15 protein-coding genes are annotated in these 16,347 nt (G+C 70.5%); 7 read left to right on the forward strand and 8 right to left on the reverse strand.

Features of this window, described 5'->3' with window-relative positions:
• Positions 1-14: 14 nt before the first annotated feature.
• The 3 genes from HD597_RS62645 to HD597_RS62655 are packed head-to-tail and all read right to left on the reverse strand — an operon-like array spanning position 15 to position 3,013.
• Positions 15-827, reverse strand: coding sequence for a carbohydrate ABC transporter permease (locus HD597_RS62645; protein WP_253758955.1), 813 nt, complete (start codon positions 825-827; stop codon positions 15-17).
• Entirely contained in the window at positions 824-1,762 is a 939-nt protein-coding gene (locus HD597_RS62650; RefSeq protein WP_253758956.1) for a carbohydrate ABC transporter permease, read from the reverse strand. The genes HD597_RS62645 and HD597_RS62650 overlap by 4 nt, the downstream gene beginning before the upstream one ends.
• Positions 1,763-1,774: 12 nt before the next feature.
• Positions 1,775-3,013, reverse strand: a complete 1,239-nt coding sequence (locus tag HD597_RS62655; RefSeq protein ID WP_253758958.1) for a sugar ABC transporter substrate-binding protein — start codon at positions 3,011-3,013, stop codon at positions 1,775-1,777.
• A 238-nt stretch (positions 3,014-3,251) separates the two neighbouring features.
• On the opposite strand from HD597_RS62655, the gene HD597_RS62660 reads away from it, so the two are divergent.
• The 4 genes from HD597_RS62660 (at position 3,252) to HD597_RS66415 (ending at position 10,484) form a co-directional block, all read left to right on the forward strand.
• Positions 3,252-4,259 (forward strand): LacI family DNA-binding transcriptional regulator, encoded by a 1,008-nt coding sequence (locus HD597_RS62660; protein ID WP_253758960.1) that lies wholly within the window; start codon positions 3,252-3,254, stop codon positions 4,257-4,259.
• A gap of 132 nt (positions 4,260-4,391) precedes the next feature.
• Positions 4,392-8,351 carry a metallophosphoesterase gene (locus HD597_RS62665; RefSeq protein WP_253758962.1) on the forward strand — a complete coding sequence of 1,320 codons (3,960 nt, stop codon included), beginning with the start codon at positions 4,392-4,394 and terminating at the stop codon, positions 8,349-8,351.
• A gap of 59 nt (positions 8,352-8,410) precedes the next feature.
• Positions 8,411-9,043 (forward strand): hypothetical protein, encoded by a 633-nt coding sequence (locus tag HD597_RS62670; protein WP_253758964.1) that lies wholly within the window; start codon positions 8,411-8,413, stop codon positions 9,041-9,043.
• A 76-nt stretch (positions 9,044-9,119) separates the two neighbouring features.
• Positions 9,120-10,484: a sensor histidine kinase gene (locus tag HD597_RS66415; RefSeq protein WP_253758966.1), complete on the forward strand. Its 1,365-nt coding sequence runs from the start codon at positions 9,120-9,122 to the stop codon at positions 10,482-10,484.
• A 6-nt stretch (positions 10,485-10,490) separates the two neighbouring features.
• On the opposite strand, the gene HD597_RS62680 is transcribed toward HD597_RS66415, so the two are convergent.
• The gene (locus tag HD597_RS62680) at positions 10,491-11,693 is read right to left on the reverse strand and encodes a hypothetical protein (protein WP_253758968.1); all 1,203 of its coding nucleotides are present in this window, start codon (positions 11,691-11,693) and stop codon (positions 10,491-10,493) included.
• Between the two features lie 189 nt (positions 11,694-11,882).
• On the opposite strand from HD597_RS62680, the gene HD597_RS62685 reads away from it, so the two are divergent.
• Both HD597_RS62685 and HD597_RS62690 read left to right on the forward strand, forming a co-directional pair.
• Positions 11,883-12,437: a hemerythrin domain-containing protein gene (locus HD597_RS62685; protein WP_253758970.1), complete on the forward strand. Its 555-nt coding sequence runs from the start codon at positions 11,883-11,885 to the stop codon at positions 12,435-12,437.
• A 91-nt stretch (positions 12,438-12,528) separates the two neighbouring features.
• Positions 12,529-12,816, forward strand: coding sequence for a hypothetical protein (locus HD597_RS62690; protein WP_253758972.1), 288 nt, complete (start codon positions 12,529-12,531; stop codon positions 12,814-12,816).
• A 5-nt stretch (positions 12,817-12,821) separates the two neighbouring features.
• Here HD597_RS62690 and HD597_RS62695 read toward each other — a convergent pair whose 3' ends face one another.
• Positions 12,822-13,190, reverse strand: coding sequence for an STAS domain-containing protein (locus HD597_RS62695; RefSeq protein ID WP_253758974.1), 369 nt, complete (start codon positions 13,188-13,190; stop codon positions 12,822-12,824).
• Positions 13,191-13,372: 182 nt separating this feature from the next.
• Between HD597_RS62695 and HD597_RS62700 the strand changes: the two genes are divergently transcribed.
• Entirely contained in the window at positions 13,373-13,717 is a 345-nt protein-coding gene (locus HD597_RS62700; RefSeq protein WP_253758975.1) for a helix-turn-helix transcriptional regulator, read from the forward strand.
• Here the strand turns inward: HD597_RS62700 and HD597_RS62705 are convergent.
• Genes HD597_RS62705 through HD597_RS62715 form a run of 3 tightly spaced genes read right to left on the reverse strand, consistent with a single transcriptional unit; the run spans position 13,698 to position 16,345 of the window.
• On the reverse strand, positions 13,698-14,585 hold the full coding sequence (locus HD597_RS62705) for a DNA-3-methyladenine glycosylase family protein (RefSeq protein ID WP_253758977.1): 888 nt from the start codon (positions 14,583-14,585) through the stop codon (positions 13,698-13,700). The two genes, HD597_RS62700 and HD597_RS62705, sit on opposite strands and share 20 nt — an antisense overlap.
• Positions 14,586-14,611: 26 nt before the next feature.
• Positions 14,612-15,613 (reverse strand): MerR family transcriptional regulator, encoded by a 1,002-nt coding sequence (locus HD597_RS62710; RefSeq protein ID WP_253758979.1) that lies wholly within the window; start codon positions 15,611-15,613, stop codon positions 14,612-14,614.
• Between the two features lie 33 nt (positions 15,614-15,646).
• Complete coding sequence (locus HD597_RS62715; RefSeq protein WP_253758981.1) at positions 15,647-16,345, reverse strand: SDR family oxidoreductase; 699 nt, start codon at positions 16,343-16,345, stop codon at positions 15,647-15,649.
• Positions 16,346-16,347: the final 2 nt, after the last annotated feature.

Here is a 16,347-nt window from a genome sequence, read left to right on the forward strand (position 1 = left end):
GTTCGCGAATCTCCTTACTTGACGGCGCCGGCGACGGCGCCTGCCGCGATGTAACGCTGCGCGAAGATCAGGAGCAGGGCGGCGGGGACGGACGCGAGCACCGCCGTGGCCATCACCGTGTCCCAGTCCTGCGTGTTCGCGCTGATGTAGTCGTAGATGCCGAGGGTGATGGGCCGTACCTCGGGCGTGCTGGTCAGGGTGAGGGCGAACAGGAAGTCGCTCCACGCCGACAGGAACGTGAACAGGGCGGCGGTCACGATCGCGTTCTTGCTGATCGGAACGACGACCGAGACGAACGCCCGGAGCTGACCGGCCCCGTCCACCATCGCCGCCTCCACGAGCGCCCGCGGGATGGACCCCATGAACGCCCGGATGAGCAGCACCGCGAACGGGATGCCCGCGGCGGTGTTGGCGAGGATCAGGCCGAAGACGTTGTTGATCAGGAAGAGGGAGTTGAACAGCGGGTAGAGCGCGTTGGCGATGACCATGGCGGGGATCATCTGCGTGATCAGCAGCACCAGCACGAACGTGTTCGCGCCCCGCGACCGGATGCGCGACAGGCCGTAGGCGGCGGGTGTGGCGATGATCAGGGTGAGCACCACGGTGCCGAGCGCGATGAGCAGGCTGGTGACGAAGTTCTGCCCCTGCTCGGTGATGGCCCTGGCGTAGCCGGAGAGCGTCGCGTCGAGGGGGAACCAGTCCCGGGTGGTGGCGCCGGAGCTGGACTGCAGGCTGCTGTTGACCATCCAGTAGACCGGGAAGAGCATCACGGCCAGGAAGAGCACGCCCAGCGCGGTCATCGGGAGTCGGCGGACGTTCGGGTTCATTCGGACGGCTCCCGGCGCGAGAGGTACAGGTGGACCACGGCGAAGACGAGCGAGACGACGATGAGGACGTTGCTGATCGCGGCGCCCTCGCCGAAGTTGAACTCCACGAACGACTTGTTGTAGGCGTTCGTGGCCAGCGTCTGCGTGGAGTTGGCCGGCCCGCCGCCGGTCAGGCCGAGGATGATGTCGACGACCTTGAGCGTGTAGACCACGCCGAGCACGATGACGACGCTCACCACGGGCCGCAGGTTCGGCCAGGTGATGTGCCGGAACGCCTTCCAGCCGGTCGCGCCGTCCAGCGAGCCCGCCTCGTACAGCTCCCTGGGCACGGCCTGCAGGCCGCTGTAGAGGATGGCGACGTTGAACGGGATGCCCAGCCAGATGTTCACGGCGATCACGCCGGCGAGCGCGAGCGTGGGATCGACCAGCCACGGCACGGCCGGGACGCCGAACAGGCCGAGGAACTGGTTGAGCGCGCCGCTCTCCTGGTCGAGCAGCCACTTCCAGACCGCGCTGGAGGCGATCAGCGGGATCAGCCACGGCAGCAGCAGCATCGCGCGCAGGAGCCCGCTGAGCGGGAAGTTGCGCCGGAAGAACAGCGCCAGCGCGAGCCCGATGACGAACTGGAAGGTGATCGACCCGATCGTGAACAGCGCGGTGTTCACCAGCGTCGTCGTGAACAGGTAGCTGGACAGGATCGTCACGTAGTTGGCCAGGCCGACCCAGGGCGCCTGCCCGCTGTAGAACGTCGAGGTCGTGTACTCCTGGAAGCTCATGACGACGTTCTGGACGACGGGATAGCCGAAGAACATCGCCACGAACACGACCGCGGGCAGGCAGAACAGCCACGGCGTGGCCCGCCGGAGCAGCCGGGTCCGCAGGATCGCGCGCCGCTCGCCCGCCGCGACCGGCAGGCTCAGATGGGCTGAGGTCATCAGCGAGGCTCCTTACTGCTCGCCCTGCGCCCGGCGCAGGGCCTCGGCGGGAGCGGCCTTGCCCGTCAGCGCGATCTGCACGGCGTTGTAGATCTTGGTCGCCGCCTTCGGCCAGTCGGGGCCGAGCAGCGCGGTGCGCGAGCGCGCGGTGCGCACGGTCGTGACGAACGGGGCGAGCGCCGGGTTCTCCTCGCCTGCCTGCTCGGCGACCTCGGGGTCCGACGGCACCATCTGCTTGATCTTCGCCGTCTGGAGCTGTTTCTCCGAGGAGACCAGGCATTTCACGAACTGCCCCGCCTTGGCCATCCTGGCCTGGTTCCCGGTGCGCGGCACCGTGAAGACCTCGCCGCCGAGCGGGGCGACCGTGGTCTGCGACGGGTCCCGCTCGGGGATCGTGAACACGCCCCAGTTCACGCCCTGCTGCTCCTGGAGGGCGGGGATCTGCCACGGGCCGTTGACCACCATCGCCGCCTTGCCGGCGATGAACTGGTCGATCACGTCGTCCTGGCTCCAGATGATCGAGCTCTTCGACATCGACCCGTCGTTCTGCAGGTCGACGAGGAACCGCACCGCCTCCACGGTCGGCGGCGTGGTGATGTCCTGCTCGGTGCCGCCGTTGCCCCACATGAACGGCAGGAACTGCCAGGTGCCCTCGTAGGTGTTGACGGTGCTCATCGCGAAGCCGTAGCGGCCCTGGCCGGTCAGCCTCTTCGCGGTCGCGCGCAACTCGTCCCAGGTCGCCGGCGGAGTCGTGATGCCGGCCTGCCGGAACAGGTCCTTGTCGTAGAAGATGCTCAGCGTGTTCACGGCGGGGGCGAGCCCGTACAGCGTGCCCGCGTACGTGCCCGCCTTCACCACGGCGGGCAGGATGCCCTCGCCGTTCACGCCGTAGTCGGACAGCGGGGAGAGCGCGCCGGACTCGGCGATCTGCTGCACGTCGGGGTTGTCGAGCATGAGCACGTCGGGCAGGGTCCGGGAGGAGCTCTGCTGGAGCACCTTGGGGATCAGGCCGGGGCCCGCGACATGGCTGATCTCGATGGAGACGCCGATGTTGCGCGCGCAGGAGTGGTAGATCGGGTCCTGGGTCTCGTCGTAGTAGTCCTGAATGGTCAGCAAGTCGGGGGATTCCGTGCCGGAGGCGGACGCCCCGCCGCACGCCCCGCCGCACGCGGTGAGCGTGAGAGGGGCGAGCACCGCCGCCGCGACAGCTACTTTGGGCGCCATTCCCGGACGCTTCTGTGCTGTCTCCATGTGAAGACTCCTGTCCCGTTGACGCGGGTCGCGGAAATCGGCCGTGGAGGGCTTGCGAGCAGGGGAGATAGGGGTGAGAGGCCAGCGGGGCGCTGATCGATCAAAGCGCTTAACCGACGCTTGCTTGTTGTGTATGTTGCGCTGATCTGTCTGCGATGTCAACAACAAGTTAAGCGTTTTGCCGAAGGTCGCCGGGAGATATAGTCGCAGTGCTTCCTCACGGAAAGAGCCGGCAGCCATGGTCACGATGCGCGACGTCGCCGCGCGGGCGAACGTCTCCATCGCCACGGTCTCCTTCGTGCTCAACGGCACCAAGAGGGTCGCGCCGGAGACCCGGGCCCGGATCGAGGCGGCCATCGAGGAGCTCAACTACCGGCGCAACGTCGTGGCCCGTGCCCTGGCCAGCTCGCGCACCCGCATCCTCGCCCTGCTCCACCCCGACCTGGAGTCGCGGGCCAACGCCACGGTGATCCAGTTCGTCATGGGCGCCGCGCACGGCGCCCGCGAGCGCGGCTACGACCTGGTGCTGTGGCCGGTCAACGACGACGAGCAGATGTCGCACCTGCTGGCGGGCGGGCTGGTCGACGGCGCGCTCCTCATGGAGGTGCAGATCCGCGACTCGCGGGTCGAGCGGCTGGTGGCCTCGGGGATCCCGTTCGCGCTGATCGGCCGCACCGAGAACGACGACCTGCCGTACGTCGACATCGACTTCGCCGCCACGATCGGCGAGGCGGTCGCCCACCTGCGCTCCTACGGCCACGAGCGCATCGCGCTGATCACCGACCGCGCGAAGGGCGGGCCGGGCCCCGGCCGGATCATGCGGGTGGAGTCGGCCTACCGCGACGCGATCGCCCCGCTCGGCGGGCCGCCCGTGATCATCGCGGTCGCCGGCACGTCGGCGGGCGGGCGGGAGGCCGCGCGCACGCTGTGCGAGGAGCACCCCGGCTGCACCGCCGCCATCCTGGTCAACGAGGGGGCCTCGGCGGGGCTGGCCAAGGGCATCCGGGCCGCCGGCCGCGCCATCCCCGGTGACCTGTCCATCATCTCGGCCTCGACCACGCGGGAGCTGGGCGAGATGATCGAGCCTGAGCTGACCGTCATGGCCGCGCCGGCCGCCGAGCTGGCCCGGCTGGCCGTGGAGGCCCTCATCGACCAGCTCGAAGGCGTCCCCGACGCGCCGCCGCACACGCTCATCCCCTGCACGCTGGTGCCGGGAGAATCGGTGGGTCCCGTCACTGTTTCGTGACAAATGACCAGAATGAGTAGACATTTCCTGTTCTCTTCAGTCACTCCACGCTCAGCGTTCACGCAAGCGCCCCAAGGTGCCCGGGGGCCGCCTGACCGGCGCCCCTGAACGTCTGAGGAGGGACTGCACCCGATGCAGCCAACGGCATCACGAAGATTACGCAAGCGAGGGCGGCTGGCCATTGCCGCCGCGCTCACCGCGCTGCTGGTCAACACCCTGGTGACGGCGGCGCACGCCGACCCGGAGCAGCAGGAGCGCGGCCGCCCCGGCCCGACGCCCACCCCCACCGCCTCCCAGACGCCGCCGGCGCTCACGCCCGCCGACGGCTCCTACCTGGAAGGCACGGTCAAGGCCGCGGCGGTCCCGGCCACGGCAGGCGACAGCGTCACGAAGCTCGCCGTGGACGACGCCGCGATCGAGGGCGCCACCCGTACGGTGGGCGTCTCCAAGCTCGCCTTCGACGTCGGCTCGAACTCCACCGAGGCGCAGTACCACAGCTACGTGCTGGTCAACGGGGCGTACAAGGTCGAGATCGGCAACTACGTCAGCCAGCGGGCGACGCTGGACATCCCGAACGAGCACCTCGTCAAGGGCGAGAACACCGTCGAGATCGTCGTCGGCGCCATCCCGTCGTCCTGCGGCACCAACTACGACGACTTCGTGCTGTCGGACGTGGGCCTCCAGCTGCTCGGCGAGGTCGCGGACGGCGAGGACAACCCGTACACTCTCTCGTTCGGCGACGGGAGCTGCGGCACGAACACCTCGCTGCTCAAGCGCGCCACCCTGAAGTTCTTCACCCAGTCGGACCCGCAGGGCACCACCGGCCTCACCGCGGACGTGGACACCACCAAGCTGTCCAACGGCACGCACGTGCTCAGCGCCACCACCGCGGCGGGCGTCACGGTCAGGAACACCGTGACCGTCAACAACGCCCCGGCGGGCGCGCCGCGGCTGATGCCCACCGACGGCACCCTGGTCGCGGGCACCAAGGCCGTCTTCGCGACCGTACCGGCGGGCAGCCCGGGCGGCGTAGAGAAGCTCACCGTGGACGGCGGGGAGCCCGTCACGAAGGCGACCCTCGGCAACGGGGCCGCGACGCTCGCCTTCGACGTGGGCGCCGACGCGCTGGACGACAAGTACAACAACTTCCTGCTCGTCAACGGCAAGCGCATCGACCTCGGCGGCTCGTACGTCAACGGCCGCGCGTCCGTCGCCGTCCCGGCCCGCTTCCTGACGCCCGGCGACAACATCATCAAGGTCGTCACCGGCGACTACAAGGAGTCCTGCGGCAACGACCGCGACGACTTCACGATCTCCAACCTGGCCCTGACGCTCGACGGCGCCACGGTGGGCGGCCAGGGCGTCGAGCCGTCGTACACGATGGGCGACGGCACCTGCGGCAGCGACCAGGCGGCCAAGCGGGAGGCCGAGCTGCGCTACGCGATCGACGCCCCCGCCGTGCACCTCGTCGAGACGCTCGGCTCCGGCGAGGCGAAGCTCAGCTTCAACGTCGGCAGCAACTCGATCGAGGCCCGCTACCAGAGCTACCTGCTCGTCAACGGTCAGAAGATCATCGTGGACGGCGACTTCGTCAGCAGGCGCGTCGACCTGACGATCCCGAACGAGTACCTGGTGCCCGGCTGGAACACGATCGACTTCGTGGCCGGCACGTTCCCGACGTCCTGCGGCGACAACCGCGACGACTACGCGATCTCCAACCTCGTCCTGACCCCGGCGCGGGGCACGGCCACCGGCCAGATGCTGAAGAGCTCGTACAGCATGGGCGACGGCAACTGCGGCGACACGGTCAACCCGCTGACCGAGATCGACCTGCAGTTCCTGGTGGACGCCCCCGCCGGCGGCCTGCGCGCCGACCTCGACACCACGGCCGTCAAGGACGGCAAGCACACGCTGGCCGCCGAGTCGAGCACCGGCGAGAGGGCCACCCGCCTGCTCCTCACCGACAACTCCGCGCCCGAGGTGTCCAGGAGCGTCCCGGCCGCGGGCGAGAAGATCAGGGCCACGGTCGTGCTGGACGTCAGGCTGGAGGACGCCTCCGGCGTGGTCTCCGGCCCCGACGTCAAGCTCGACGGCCGGCCGATCCAGCCCGGCGCCCAGGTGGGCCCGGGGCTGAAGGCCGGCCGGCACACCCTCTCCGTGACCGGCGCCGACGGGCTCGGCAACACCGCGACGAGGGAGATCGTCTTCGAGTCGGCGGGCATCCCCGACGTGCCCGCCGAGCTGAGCCCGGCGCTGGGCGCCGTGGACGTGTCGGACCCCGCCACCCTCTCGGCCAAGGTGGCCGAGCCGGACGGTGGCCCGGTCACGGCGACGTTCTCGCAGGCCGAGATCCTGGCGCCGGACGAGGTGTACCAGGGCACGGCCACGTCCCTGCCGACCACCCTCCAGGTGCCCGGCGAGAAGAAGGTCAGGACCCGCGGGCTGGACCCCGCCGACGGTCAGACGCTCGACGCGCCCGCCGGGCAGGACCTCGTCTACCAGCGCTTCGACGTCCAGGTGAAGGGTCACGCGGACGCGCCCGTCCTGCGCTGGGAGGGCTCGATCGACCCCGAGCGGCTGGCGTCGCTGCGGGTCTGGAACACCGGGGACAAGGCGTGGGACCTGCTGACCAGCTCCCGCGGCGCCCCCGAGGGCAGCACCGCCCTCACGGCCGTGGTGGACCCGAAGTACATCGACCGGCAGAAGGTGCACGTCATGGTGACGGGTGAGGACCCGTTCGCCGACGACATCGAGCCGGGCGACCCCAACGGCTTCGCCGACCCCTCGACGTACGACTTCTCGATCGTGCACTTCACCGACACGCAGTACATCAGCGAGGGCGCGGTGGAGCAGGAGACGGCCGAGGAGCGCGCGGTGTGGGAGTCCGCCTACGCCGGCATCGTGAACTGGATCAAGGACAACAAGGACCAGCGGAAGATCTCGTACGTCGCGCACACCGGCGACATCATCGAGAACAACATCCGCAAGCCCGCCGACGAGTCCATGCAGCGGCAGATCGCCGGCGAGTTCGAGGTCTCCTCGAAGCAGCAGCGCGTGCTGGACGACGCCGGCATCCCCAACGGCGTGATCGCCGGCAACCACGACAACCAGTCGGGCACCGAGGAGGGCCCGGGGGCCCTGTACAACCAGTACTACGGCCCCTCGCGCTACCAGACCGCCTCGCAGGGCTGGCAGCACGCGGAGTACGGCGGCCCGTGGAAGGAGGGCGACAACCAGAACCACTACGACCTGTTCTCCGCGGGCGGGCTGGACTTCGTGGTGGTCGGCCTGTCGTACGGGGTCACCAGGGACGAGGCGGAATGGGCCGGCTCGATCTTCAAGAAGTACCCCAACCGCAACGGCATCCTGCTCTCGCACGACTACATCGTGCCGAGCACGAACCCTGACGGCCGCGGCGCCGGATTCTCCGCCCCGGACGGCTCGATGTTGTACAAGACGGTCGTCGAGAAGAACGCGAACGTCTTCCTCATCCTGGCCGGCCACGAGCACGGCGTGGGCACCAACGTCAAGCCGAAGGTGGGCCAGGTCGGCAAGGGAGTCGTCGAGCTGCTGGCGGACTACCAGTTCTACACGGTCTCCGCCGACCGGCTCGGGCTCACCGAGATCGGCGGGTACGACCCGGCCGACCAGCTCCAGTTCGGCGCGAGCTTCCTGCGGATGCTGCAGTTCGACGTCAAGCGCTCCGAGCTGATCGTCGACACCTTCTCGCCGCTGCTCAACGAGTTCGGCGCCACCGAGTACGACCCGCTGCGCCGCTACAACGGCCTGGAGGACAACATGGTGCTGCCGGTCGACCTCACCTCGCGGACGACCACCCTGCAGACCGACTCGCTGGCGCTCTACAAGCCCACCCGGGTCATCGGGCGGGACAGGGTCGCCTCGGGCCAGGTGGCCTCGGTGAAGTGGGACAGGCTCAAGGACGACACGGCCTACGCCTGGTTCGTCACGGCCCGCTCCGCCGGCGGCGGCGTGACCGCCTCCGAGCCGAGTGTCTTCGTCACCAAGGACGAGCACGGCCGCCCCGGCAGGTGGGACGCCGACTCGCCCATGCACCGCTGGTTCAACCGCTAGTCCGACCCGCCGCCCCGGGCCGCAGGGCCCGGGGCGGCATCCCCTCCTGGAGACCTGACATGCTGCGCTGGCTGCCCGCCTTCGTGTTGCCGGCCGTCCTGCTGCTCCCCGCCTCCGCCGCGGCCCACGACGCGACCACGACCGCCCGCGCCGAGGTGACGGGCGCCGGGGTGAACGTGCGGGTCGTGCTGGAGCTCGAGTACGACCTGCTGATGAAGTCGGCCTGGCTCTACGCCACCGCCTACGACGCCAAGGAGCGGGCCGAGCAGCTCCGCCAGCTCCGGCTCAACCGCGACGCCGTGGCTCGGTACGTCACGGACCGCTTCGCCGTCGCCTACGACGACCGGCCCTGCGCCCCCACCCTGACCCGCGACGCCGACGTGCGCCCGCGCGAGAAGAAGAGCTTCGCCGTGCTCGGCTTCGCCTTCGCCTGCCAGGGCGAGCCCGGGGGCACGCACGCGATCTCCAGCGCGCTGTTCCCCGACGCCGAGACGTTCGTGCACAGCACCGAGACGCTCGTCCGCTACGACCTCGGCGGCGAGCGCGGCACTGTGGTCCTGGTCGCCGAGAGCCCGACGCTCAAGGTCGGCGAGCGCGCGGAGAGCGGCGGGACCACCGGGCTCTTCCTGCTCGGGGCGCTGCTCGTGCCCGTCGCCGCGCTCCTCCCCGTGCTCAGACGGCGACGCCGGTAGGCGGATTTGTCGGGGAATCTCCCGAGGTTGGCGGCGAACACACCCGTTGTGTTCTGCTGATCCTCGGGGGAGGGGCGTGAGCAGACGGTTGGGCCGTTCGTTGCGGACACGGCTGGCGCTGTGGGCGAGCATCACGATGCTGCTGCTCAACGTCATCGTCAGCGCCTTCGTGCTGTTCGGGATCCGCAGCGAGGTGGCCGACATCAAGGCGCGGGACGTGGCAGGCAAGGCCGTGCGCGTGCTCCTCATGGTCAAGCGGAACAAGCTGCCCCAGGTGCTGCCACAACACGGGCTCGACGGCATCCAGGTGGTGGACCCGCGCGGCCGGCCCGTCGCGTGGACGCCGAACCTGGCCGGCGCGCCGCGCCTGACGAGCGAGATCCCGCACCGCAACCAGGCCAACGAGGTCACCCGGCTCTGCGACCTGCCGCGCTTCTCCGGCGAGTGCAAGGTCGTCGTGGTGCTGGTCGCGTTCCAGCCGGACGGGGAGTGGCTGATCTACGCCTTCGACCCGGCGGTGCCCTGGTACGTCGCCCCGCAGGTGATCCTGTTCCAGGTCGCCGTGACGGCCACGCTGGTCGCGCTGGCCTGGTTCGGGGTCTCCCGCGTCGTGGACAGGACGCTGCGGCCGGTCGGCAGCATCACCAAGCGGCTGGCGGAGATCAGCGAGGGCGGCGGCGGGATGCGCGTGCCCGTGCCCGAGACGGATGACGAGATCAAGGCCCTGGCCGAGACCAGCAACCGCACCCTGGAGCGGCTGGAGTCGGCGCTGGAGCGGCTTCAGCTGGCGATGGAGCGGCAGCGCCAGTTCGCCGCGGACGCCTCCCACGACCTGCGCAGCCCCATCACGGCGATGCGCGCCCAGATCGAGGACGCCATGCTCCACCCCGAGGACACCGACTGGGCGGAGACCGGCGGCGAGGTGCTGACCAGCCTGGAGCGGCTGCAGGCGATCGTGGCGGACCTGCTCACGCTGAGCAGGCTGGACGCGGGCGCCCCCGACGAGCGCGAGCCCCTCGACCTCGCCGAGCTGGTGACCGCCGAGACCACCAGGCCGCGCGTCAAGCGGGTCGTCACCACGCTGCAGACCGGCGTGATCGTGGACGGCGACCGGCTGCAGCTGGCCCGCCTGCTGACGAACCTCCTCGACAACGCCGAGCGGCACGCCGAGTCGCAGATCATCGTGACCGTGCGGCGGCAGGGCGACGAGGCGGTGCTGGAAGTGGTGGACGACGGCACGGGCATCGCGCGCGAGCACCGCGAGAAGGTCTTCGAGCGCTTCACCCGCCTGGACGCCTCGCGCAGCCGCGACGCCGGCGGCACCGGGCTCGGCCTGCCGATCGCCCGCGAGATCGCGACCGCGCACCTCGGCACGCTGACCATCGAGGACTCCGACACCGGCGCCCGGTTCGTGCTCAGGCTGCCGGTGCAGGAGGCCTGACGCGGGTCAGCGTTGCATCTGCAGGCTGTGCACGGGGTGCTCGCCCTCGGTCTGCAGCCGGTACTCCTCGCCGGACTTCGCGCGGTTGTCGTCGATGATCCGCTCGGAAGGCGCCTTCTCGCCGCCCATCAGCGCCTCCTGCATCTTCTCGAAGCGTTCGTGCGCGTCCTGGACGTAGCCGGTGCCCAGCGTGGTGTAGTCGATCTGGGTGGCGATCAGCTCGCGCAGGTAGGCCTTGTTCGGCTCGAACGTCACCGGCTGCGGCAGCTCCGGCGCGCACACCTGCTCGGGGTCGCGGCCGTCGTGCTTCTTGAACAGCTCGGCGGCCAGCCGCAGGTGCTCCAGCTCCATGTTGAGGTGCAGCTCCCAGATGTTCTTCACCTTGGGGTCGGACTCGGTCTCCATGAACGAGTGGTACAGGTAGCACTCGTTGTACTCGTGGTTGAGCAGCATCTCCCACCAGCTCTCGCCGGGGTCCACCAGCGACTCGTAGTGGGTGACGTGCTCCTCCTCGATGAGGCCGATCTCCTGGTAGAGCTGCCGGGCGATCGGCTCCATGTAGGTGGGGCCGACGTTCATGTAGAAGTTCATCGTCTGCTGCTCGGCCGACATGATCGTCAGCGCGTGCAGTTTGCTGATCGGCGCGGTGTTCTCACGGTCGTAGGGCTCGCGCACGTTGTCCATCGGGTCGCGGTGGTGCAGGTACGTGGGGCGGCCCGGCATGACCTCGGTCAGGTTGTCGACGATCTTCTCGGCCTTGCGGTGCTCGATCATCTCGTACAGGTTGGCGTACCGGTAGAGGTGGTCGAAGTCCTCCAGGACCCCGAACTGGTAGGCCTGCTGCAGGTACGGGTCCGGCTCCATCCGGGCCACCCACGCGGTCAGGTCCACCGCCACCTGCTCGTAGGCGATCGTGGTCTCCAGCACGGAGGCCAGGCCGGGCAGCAGCCAGTTGACCACCTTCTGCTGCTGCGCCTCGATGTAGCGCACCCGGGCCAGGTGCTGCTTGATCTCCAGGTCGGGGCAGTGGCGGGCGAGCTGGTGGCTGAACAGGACGGCCTCCACCTCGATCCCGTTCATGGTGATGATCCGGCACCGCGTGTACGGGTCGGCGTGGTCCGGGTCGATCGGCGTGACGTTCAGCTCCCGCCAGTTGCGCAGTTGCTTGTCCAGCGGGATGCCCCGCTCACGCAGTGGATTGAAGGTCATGTCCGTGGGATCCTTCACGCTAGTCGTCGGCGTGCGACCTGCCCGCCCGCCCTACCCGAGGCTTCCCGGTCCAATCTCTGGGCGCTCTCGGCGAAACCCCCGCACTCGGTAAGGATCTCGGCGTACCCGGCGTGACCCGGGTCGCGCCGGGTAGGCACGCATCCCATGACGAGAACCGCGCCAGAGACCATGTCCGAGACGGATGTCATCGACCTGCTGCTGGCCCAGCACGCGATGATCAGGGACCTGTTCGACGAGGTCGAGCAGGCGCCCGCCGACCAGCGAGGGGAGGCGTTCACCCGGCTCGTGCGGATGCTCGCCGTGCACGAGACCGCCGAGGAGGAGATCGTCCACCCCTACGCCCGCCGCAAGATCGACGGCGGCGACGGCGTGGTCGACGACCGGCTGGAGGAGGAGCGCGAGGCCAAGGAGCTGCTGATGCGCATGGACGAGGCCGGTCCCGAGGCGCCCGGCTTCACGGAGAACCTCCTGATGCTGCGCGCCGCCGTGGAGGCGCACGCCCGCAGCGAGGAGCGCTACGAGTTCACCCAGCTCCGCGGTCACACCACCGAGGCCGAGCGCCGCAGCATGGCCGTCGGCGTCAAGGCCGCCGAGGCCATGGCGCCCACCCACCCGCACCCCGGCACCGAGTCGGCCACCAAGAACGTGCTCGTCGGCACCCCGGTCGCGATGATGGACCGGATCCGCGACGTGGTCCGTCAGGCGATGGGCAAGAAGCCCTGAGGGGTGCCCCGCGTGCTGCGGCATGACTGACCCGTCGATGATCGGGGCATGGATCCCGCACCAGGGTTGCAGGACCGAAAGGGAGATCCACATGGACCAGCGGGGCATCGGCGGCAGTGACGTTGGCACCGTTGACGGGCACGGCCCCGTCCGGGTCCGCTGCACGCCTCCCGCCGCGGCCGAGCTGTTCGAGATCGCCGTCCTGGACACCACGGGCGGCGACGGCGAGGCGCGCTGGCACACGATCGGCTGGGGCGTGGACCGCGGCCACGCCGACAGCATCGCCGAGGCGTACGTGACGCGCCCCCTGTGCCCCTACGACGAGGCACAGGTGCGGCACAACGGTCACCTGGTGGGGGTGCACCGCCGGCCCGCGTAGCCCTCCTACGCCAGCTCCGAGGGGTTGACCAGGCCGAGATCCTCGATCGCGGCGATGGCCTGCTCCACGTGGTCGTACACCGTCACGGCGCGCCGCGCTCCGGTGATCTCCAGCAGCCGGGCCGGCATCGGCTGCAGCCCGGCCAGGTGCACGCCCACGCCGTGGGCGCGGGCGAGCGTGGCGGCGGCCAGCAGCACGGCCAGGCCCGAGCTGTCCAGGAAGGACAGCTCGCTCATGTCGATGATGAGATGCTCGTCCAGCCGCTCGCGCTCCTGGTCGATGTAGTCCTCGAGCTGGGCGGACGTCCTGGTGTCGACCTGCCCGGCCACGGCGATCAGCGTGGCGCCGGGAAGGTGGCGACAGGTGAGGTTCACGGGCACTCCTGGCGGTGGGGCGGACCGATGGTGGGGGTGAACGGTTACCGCGGTATGCCTGTCGTTGTCGCAAACTCTATGCCCGTAGATAGATACCCGAAAGACTTTTCGTCATAGGATCTTCATGAAAGGTGTTTCACTCGCCCGTTGAGGGCCAGGATCGGGGCGAAGAGGCGACGGACGTGAGCGCAGCCGACGACCGGGCGTCCAGCTGGACGTTCCTCACCCACCACGCCCGGGTGCTCGTGGAGATCGCCCGGGACCCCGACATCCGGCTGCGCGACATCGCCACCGGCATCGGCATCACCGAGCGGGCCGTGCAGAACATCGTGCGCGACCTGCACGAGGGCGGCTACCTCAGCCGCGACAGGGTGGGGCGGCGCAACCGCTACAGCCTCAACCTGGACCAGCACTTCCGCTACCCGACCGAGGCCGGCCTGCCGATCAGCCTGCTGATCGACATGTTCACCCAGCACGACCTGCCGGACACCCCCAAGCCGGACGAGCTCAGTCGCGATCGTCCATGACGCCGTACGCGGTCGCCCTGAACAGGAACGAGGCCCACGAGCGGTAGGGCCGCCACGAGTCGGCCAGCTTCCTGTACGCCGACGGGGGCGCGTCCTGCGCCAGCCCGTACGCCTCGCGCAGGATCGCGAACAGCCGCGGCTCGTCGCCGGGGAACGCGTCGGGCGCGCCCGCGCCGCGGATCAGGATCAGACCGGCGGAGAACGGCCCCACGCCGGGCAGGGCCCGGAGCTCGGCCAGGGCCTCCTCGGGGGCGAGCGAGCGCAGGTGCTCGGTGGTGAGCAGGCCGTCGTGCGCCGCCCTGGCCAGCCCGCGCACCCACACCTCCTTCTGGGCGGGGAGCCCGAGCCCGCCCGCGTCCAGCAGCGAGACGGGCGGCGGGAAGGCGGTGCACGGCTGCCCGTCCACCTCGACCAGCGCGCCGTAGCGCTCGGCGATGCGCTGCTTGATCCGGGAGGCGATGAGCATGGAGGAGCGCTGCACGATCACCGCCCAGCACGCCGCCTCCCACGGGCTCCAGAAGCACACGGGCCGCAGGCCGGGGCGCAGGCGCTGCAGGTCGCCGAGCACCGGGTCGGTCTCGCCCAGCTTGGCGAAGCCGGCGCCGTCCACGTCGAGGGAGAGGATGCGCGCCACCTCGGCGCGGATGCCCGGCCCGGCCGGGCGCGTGGTGGTGACCGCCACCCCGCCGGGCGCACCTGTCACGGTCACGCCGATCGGCCGCCAGTCGGCCTCCGCGCAGTACGCGAAGCGCAGCGCCCGGCCGTCGGAGGGCAGCGCGCTCGTGGCGGGCCAGTCCTCGACGAAACGCAGCGAGTCGGCGAAGTCGAACGGGCCCTCGGCGGTGAGCGTGAATCCGTGCGTGGTCATGCGCGTATGGTAGGCGGCCCGTACGACTACGGGCGGCGGGCGCGCAACGCCTGGAGGAACCAGGCGAGCGCCGGGGCCAGGGGGTCCGGTGGCGGCCAGCCGTTGATCACGGCCAGCAGGCGGACGTAGCGGTCCCTGCGCGGGTCGGCCGCCGCCTCCAGCCGGGCGGCCAGCCGGGCGCGGTCCTCGCCGTGGGCGGTGAGGAGCGCGGCGACGTACGGCTCGGCCTCGGGGGACGCGGGGTCGACGCCGGCCGCCAGGGCGGGGGCGGCGAGGTCGCGCGCCGTCGCGGCGGGATCGGGCCGCAGCACGGGCTGCCCTCCCGCCCGGCCCCCGGCCCTGTCGCCGGTGCGGCCTCCGGCCTTGTCGCCGGCTCTGTCGCCGGCCCTGTCGCTGGCTCTGTCGGCGGCTCTGTCGGCGGCTCTGTCGGCGGCCAGGAGTTCGGACATGCGGCGCATGCTCGCGCGGAAGGCCGGGTCGCGGGACAGCTCCGCCAGCTCCACCCAGGCCGCCACCTGCTCCGGCTCGGGATCGTCGGGCAGCTCGGGGGTCAGCGAGGTCATGATCCCCCTGTACGCGGGATCCTCCTTCAGGTCAGCGAACGCGTCGGCGAGGAAGTCGCCGATCAGGCGGTGCCGCTCGGTCTCCGACAGTCGGGCGAGTTCGTGCATCAGCTCCATCTCCTCCGGGGTCGAGCCGCGCCCGGCCACCACCGTCAGCACCGCGCGCCGCAGCCGCAGCGTGCGGATCTGCGCCGCCAGGGCCTCGGCGTGCGCCGCCGCGACCTCGGGCAGCGACGCCTCCCGGTCCACGACCTTGCGGATCGTGGGCAGGTCGAGCCCGAGGTCGCGCAGCGTGCGCACGAGGTCGAGGCGGGCCGCGGCGGCGCGGTCGTACAGGCGGTAGCCGGCGTGGCTGCGGCAGGTGGGCGGCACGATCCCCGCGTCGGAGTAGAACCTGACGGTCTTGACCGTCAGCCCGGTGCGCCGGGCCAGGTCGCCGATCGAGTAGAGCGTGTCCCCGTCCATGTGCTCACTCTGGCGTCTCCCCCCGGTGGAGACTCAAGCGGCGTCGTAGAACGCGCGCGGGTCGCCGGACAGCGACGCCTTGACGTGCGCGGACCACGCGTCCACCACGACCTCGTACGAGCCCGCCTCCACGCCGTCGAGCGCCGCCCGCGCGACGTCCGCGGGGTCGAGCAGGTCGCCCTCGTAGCCGGCCATCATGTCGGTGGCGGCGGCGCCCAGGTGCACGCCGGTGACCAGCGTTCCCTGGCCGCGCAGCTCCAGGCGGACGCCGTTCGTCAGGTTCCAGGCGGCGGCCTTGGCCGCGGCGTAGGCGTTGGCGCCGTCGTAGGCGAACCAGGACAGCGCGGACAGCACGTTGACGATCGCGCCGCCGCCGCCCGCGGCCAGGACGGGGGCGAAGGCGCGGATCATGCCGAGCGTGCCGTAGAAGTGGGTGTCCATCTCCAGGCGGATCTTGTCCAGGTCGCCCGTGACGAGGTTCGAGTAGGTGGCGATGCCGGCGTTGTTGATCAGCAGGGTGACGTCCCCGGCCGCCCGCGCCGCCGCGGCCACCGACGCCGGGTCGGTGATGTCCAGGGGCAGGGCCTCCACGCCGGGCAGGTCGATGCGCTGGGGGTCGCGCGCGGTCGCGTACACCTTCTTGGCGCCCCGCTCCAGCAGTTGCCGCGCGAAGTGGCTGCCGATGCCGCGGTTGGCGCCGGTGACGAGCGCAACAGATCCGGAAATGTTCATGG

This window comes from Nonomuraea thailandensis (genome assembly GCF_024172165.1).
GTDB lineage: Bacteria > Actinomycetota > Actinomycetes > Streptosporangiales > Streptosporangiaceae > Nonomuraea > Nonomuraea thailandensis.

Bases quoted from the DNA above. Each gene is read 5' to 3' on its own strand.
- HD597_RS62685 (WP_253758970.1), top strand. From the start codon at position 11,883: ATGTCCGAGACGGATGTCATCGACCTGCTGCTGGCCCAGCACGCGATG.
- HD597_RS62710 (WP_253758979.1), bottom strand. From the start codon at position 15,613: ATGGACGGGGACACGCTCTACTCGATCGGCGACCTGGCCCGGCGCACC.
- HD597_RS62660 (WP_253758960.1), top strand. From the start codon at position 3,252: ATGGTCACGATGCGCGACGTCGCCGCGCGGGCGAACGTCTCCATCGCC.
- HD597_RS62715 (WP_253758981.1), bottom strand. From the start codon at position 16,345: ATGAACATTTCCGGATCTGTTGCGCTCGTCACCGGCGCCAACCGCGGC.
- HD597_RS62705 (WP_253758977.1), bottom strand. From the start codon at position 14,585: ATGACCACGCACGGATTCACGCTCACCGCCGAGGGCCCGTTCGACTTC.
- HD597_RS62665 (WP_253758962.1), top strand. From the start codon at position 4,392: ATGCAGCCAACGGCATCACGAAGATTACGCAAGCGAGGGCGGCTGGCC.
- HD597_RS62690 (WP_253758972.1), top strand. From the start codon at position 12,529: ATGGACCAGCGGGGCATCGGCGGCAGTGACGTTGGCACCGTTGACGGG.
- HD597_RS62650 (WP_253758956.1), bottom strand. From the start codon at position 1,762: ATGACCTCAGCCCATCTGAGCCTGCCGGTCGCGGCGGGCGAGCGGCGC.
- HD597_RS62655 (WP_253758958.1), bottom strand. From the start codon at position 3,013: ATGGAGACAGCACAGAAGCGTCCGGGAATGGCGCCCAAAGTAGCTGTC.
- HD597_RS62680 (WP_253758968.1), bottom strand. From the start codon at position 11,693: ATGACCTTCAATCCACTGCGTGAGCGGGGCATCCCGCTGGACAAGCAA.
- HD597_RS62670 (WP_253758964.1), top strand. From the start codon at position 8,411: ATGCTGCGCTGGCTGCCCGCCTTCGTGTTGCCGGCCGTCCTGCTGCTC.
- HD597_RS62645 (WP_253758955.1), bottom strand. From the start codon at position 827: ATGAACCCGAACGTCCGCCGACTCCCGATGACCGCGCTGGGCGTGCTC.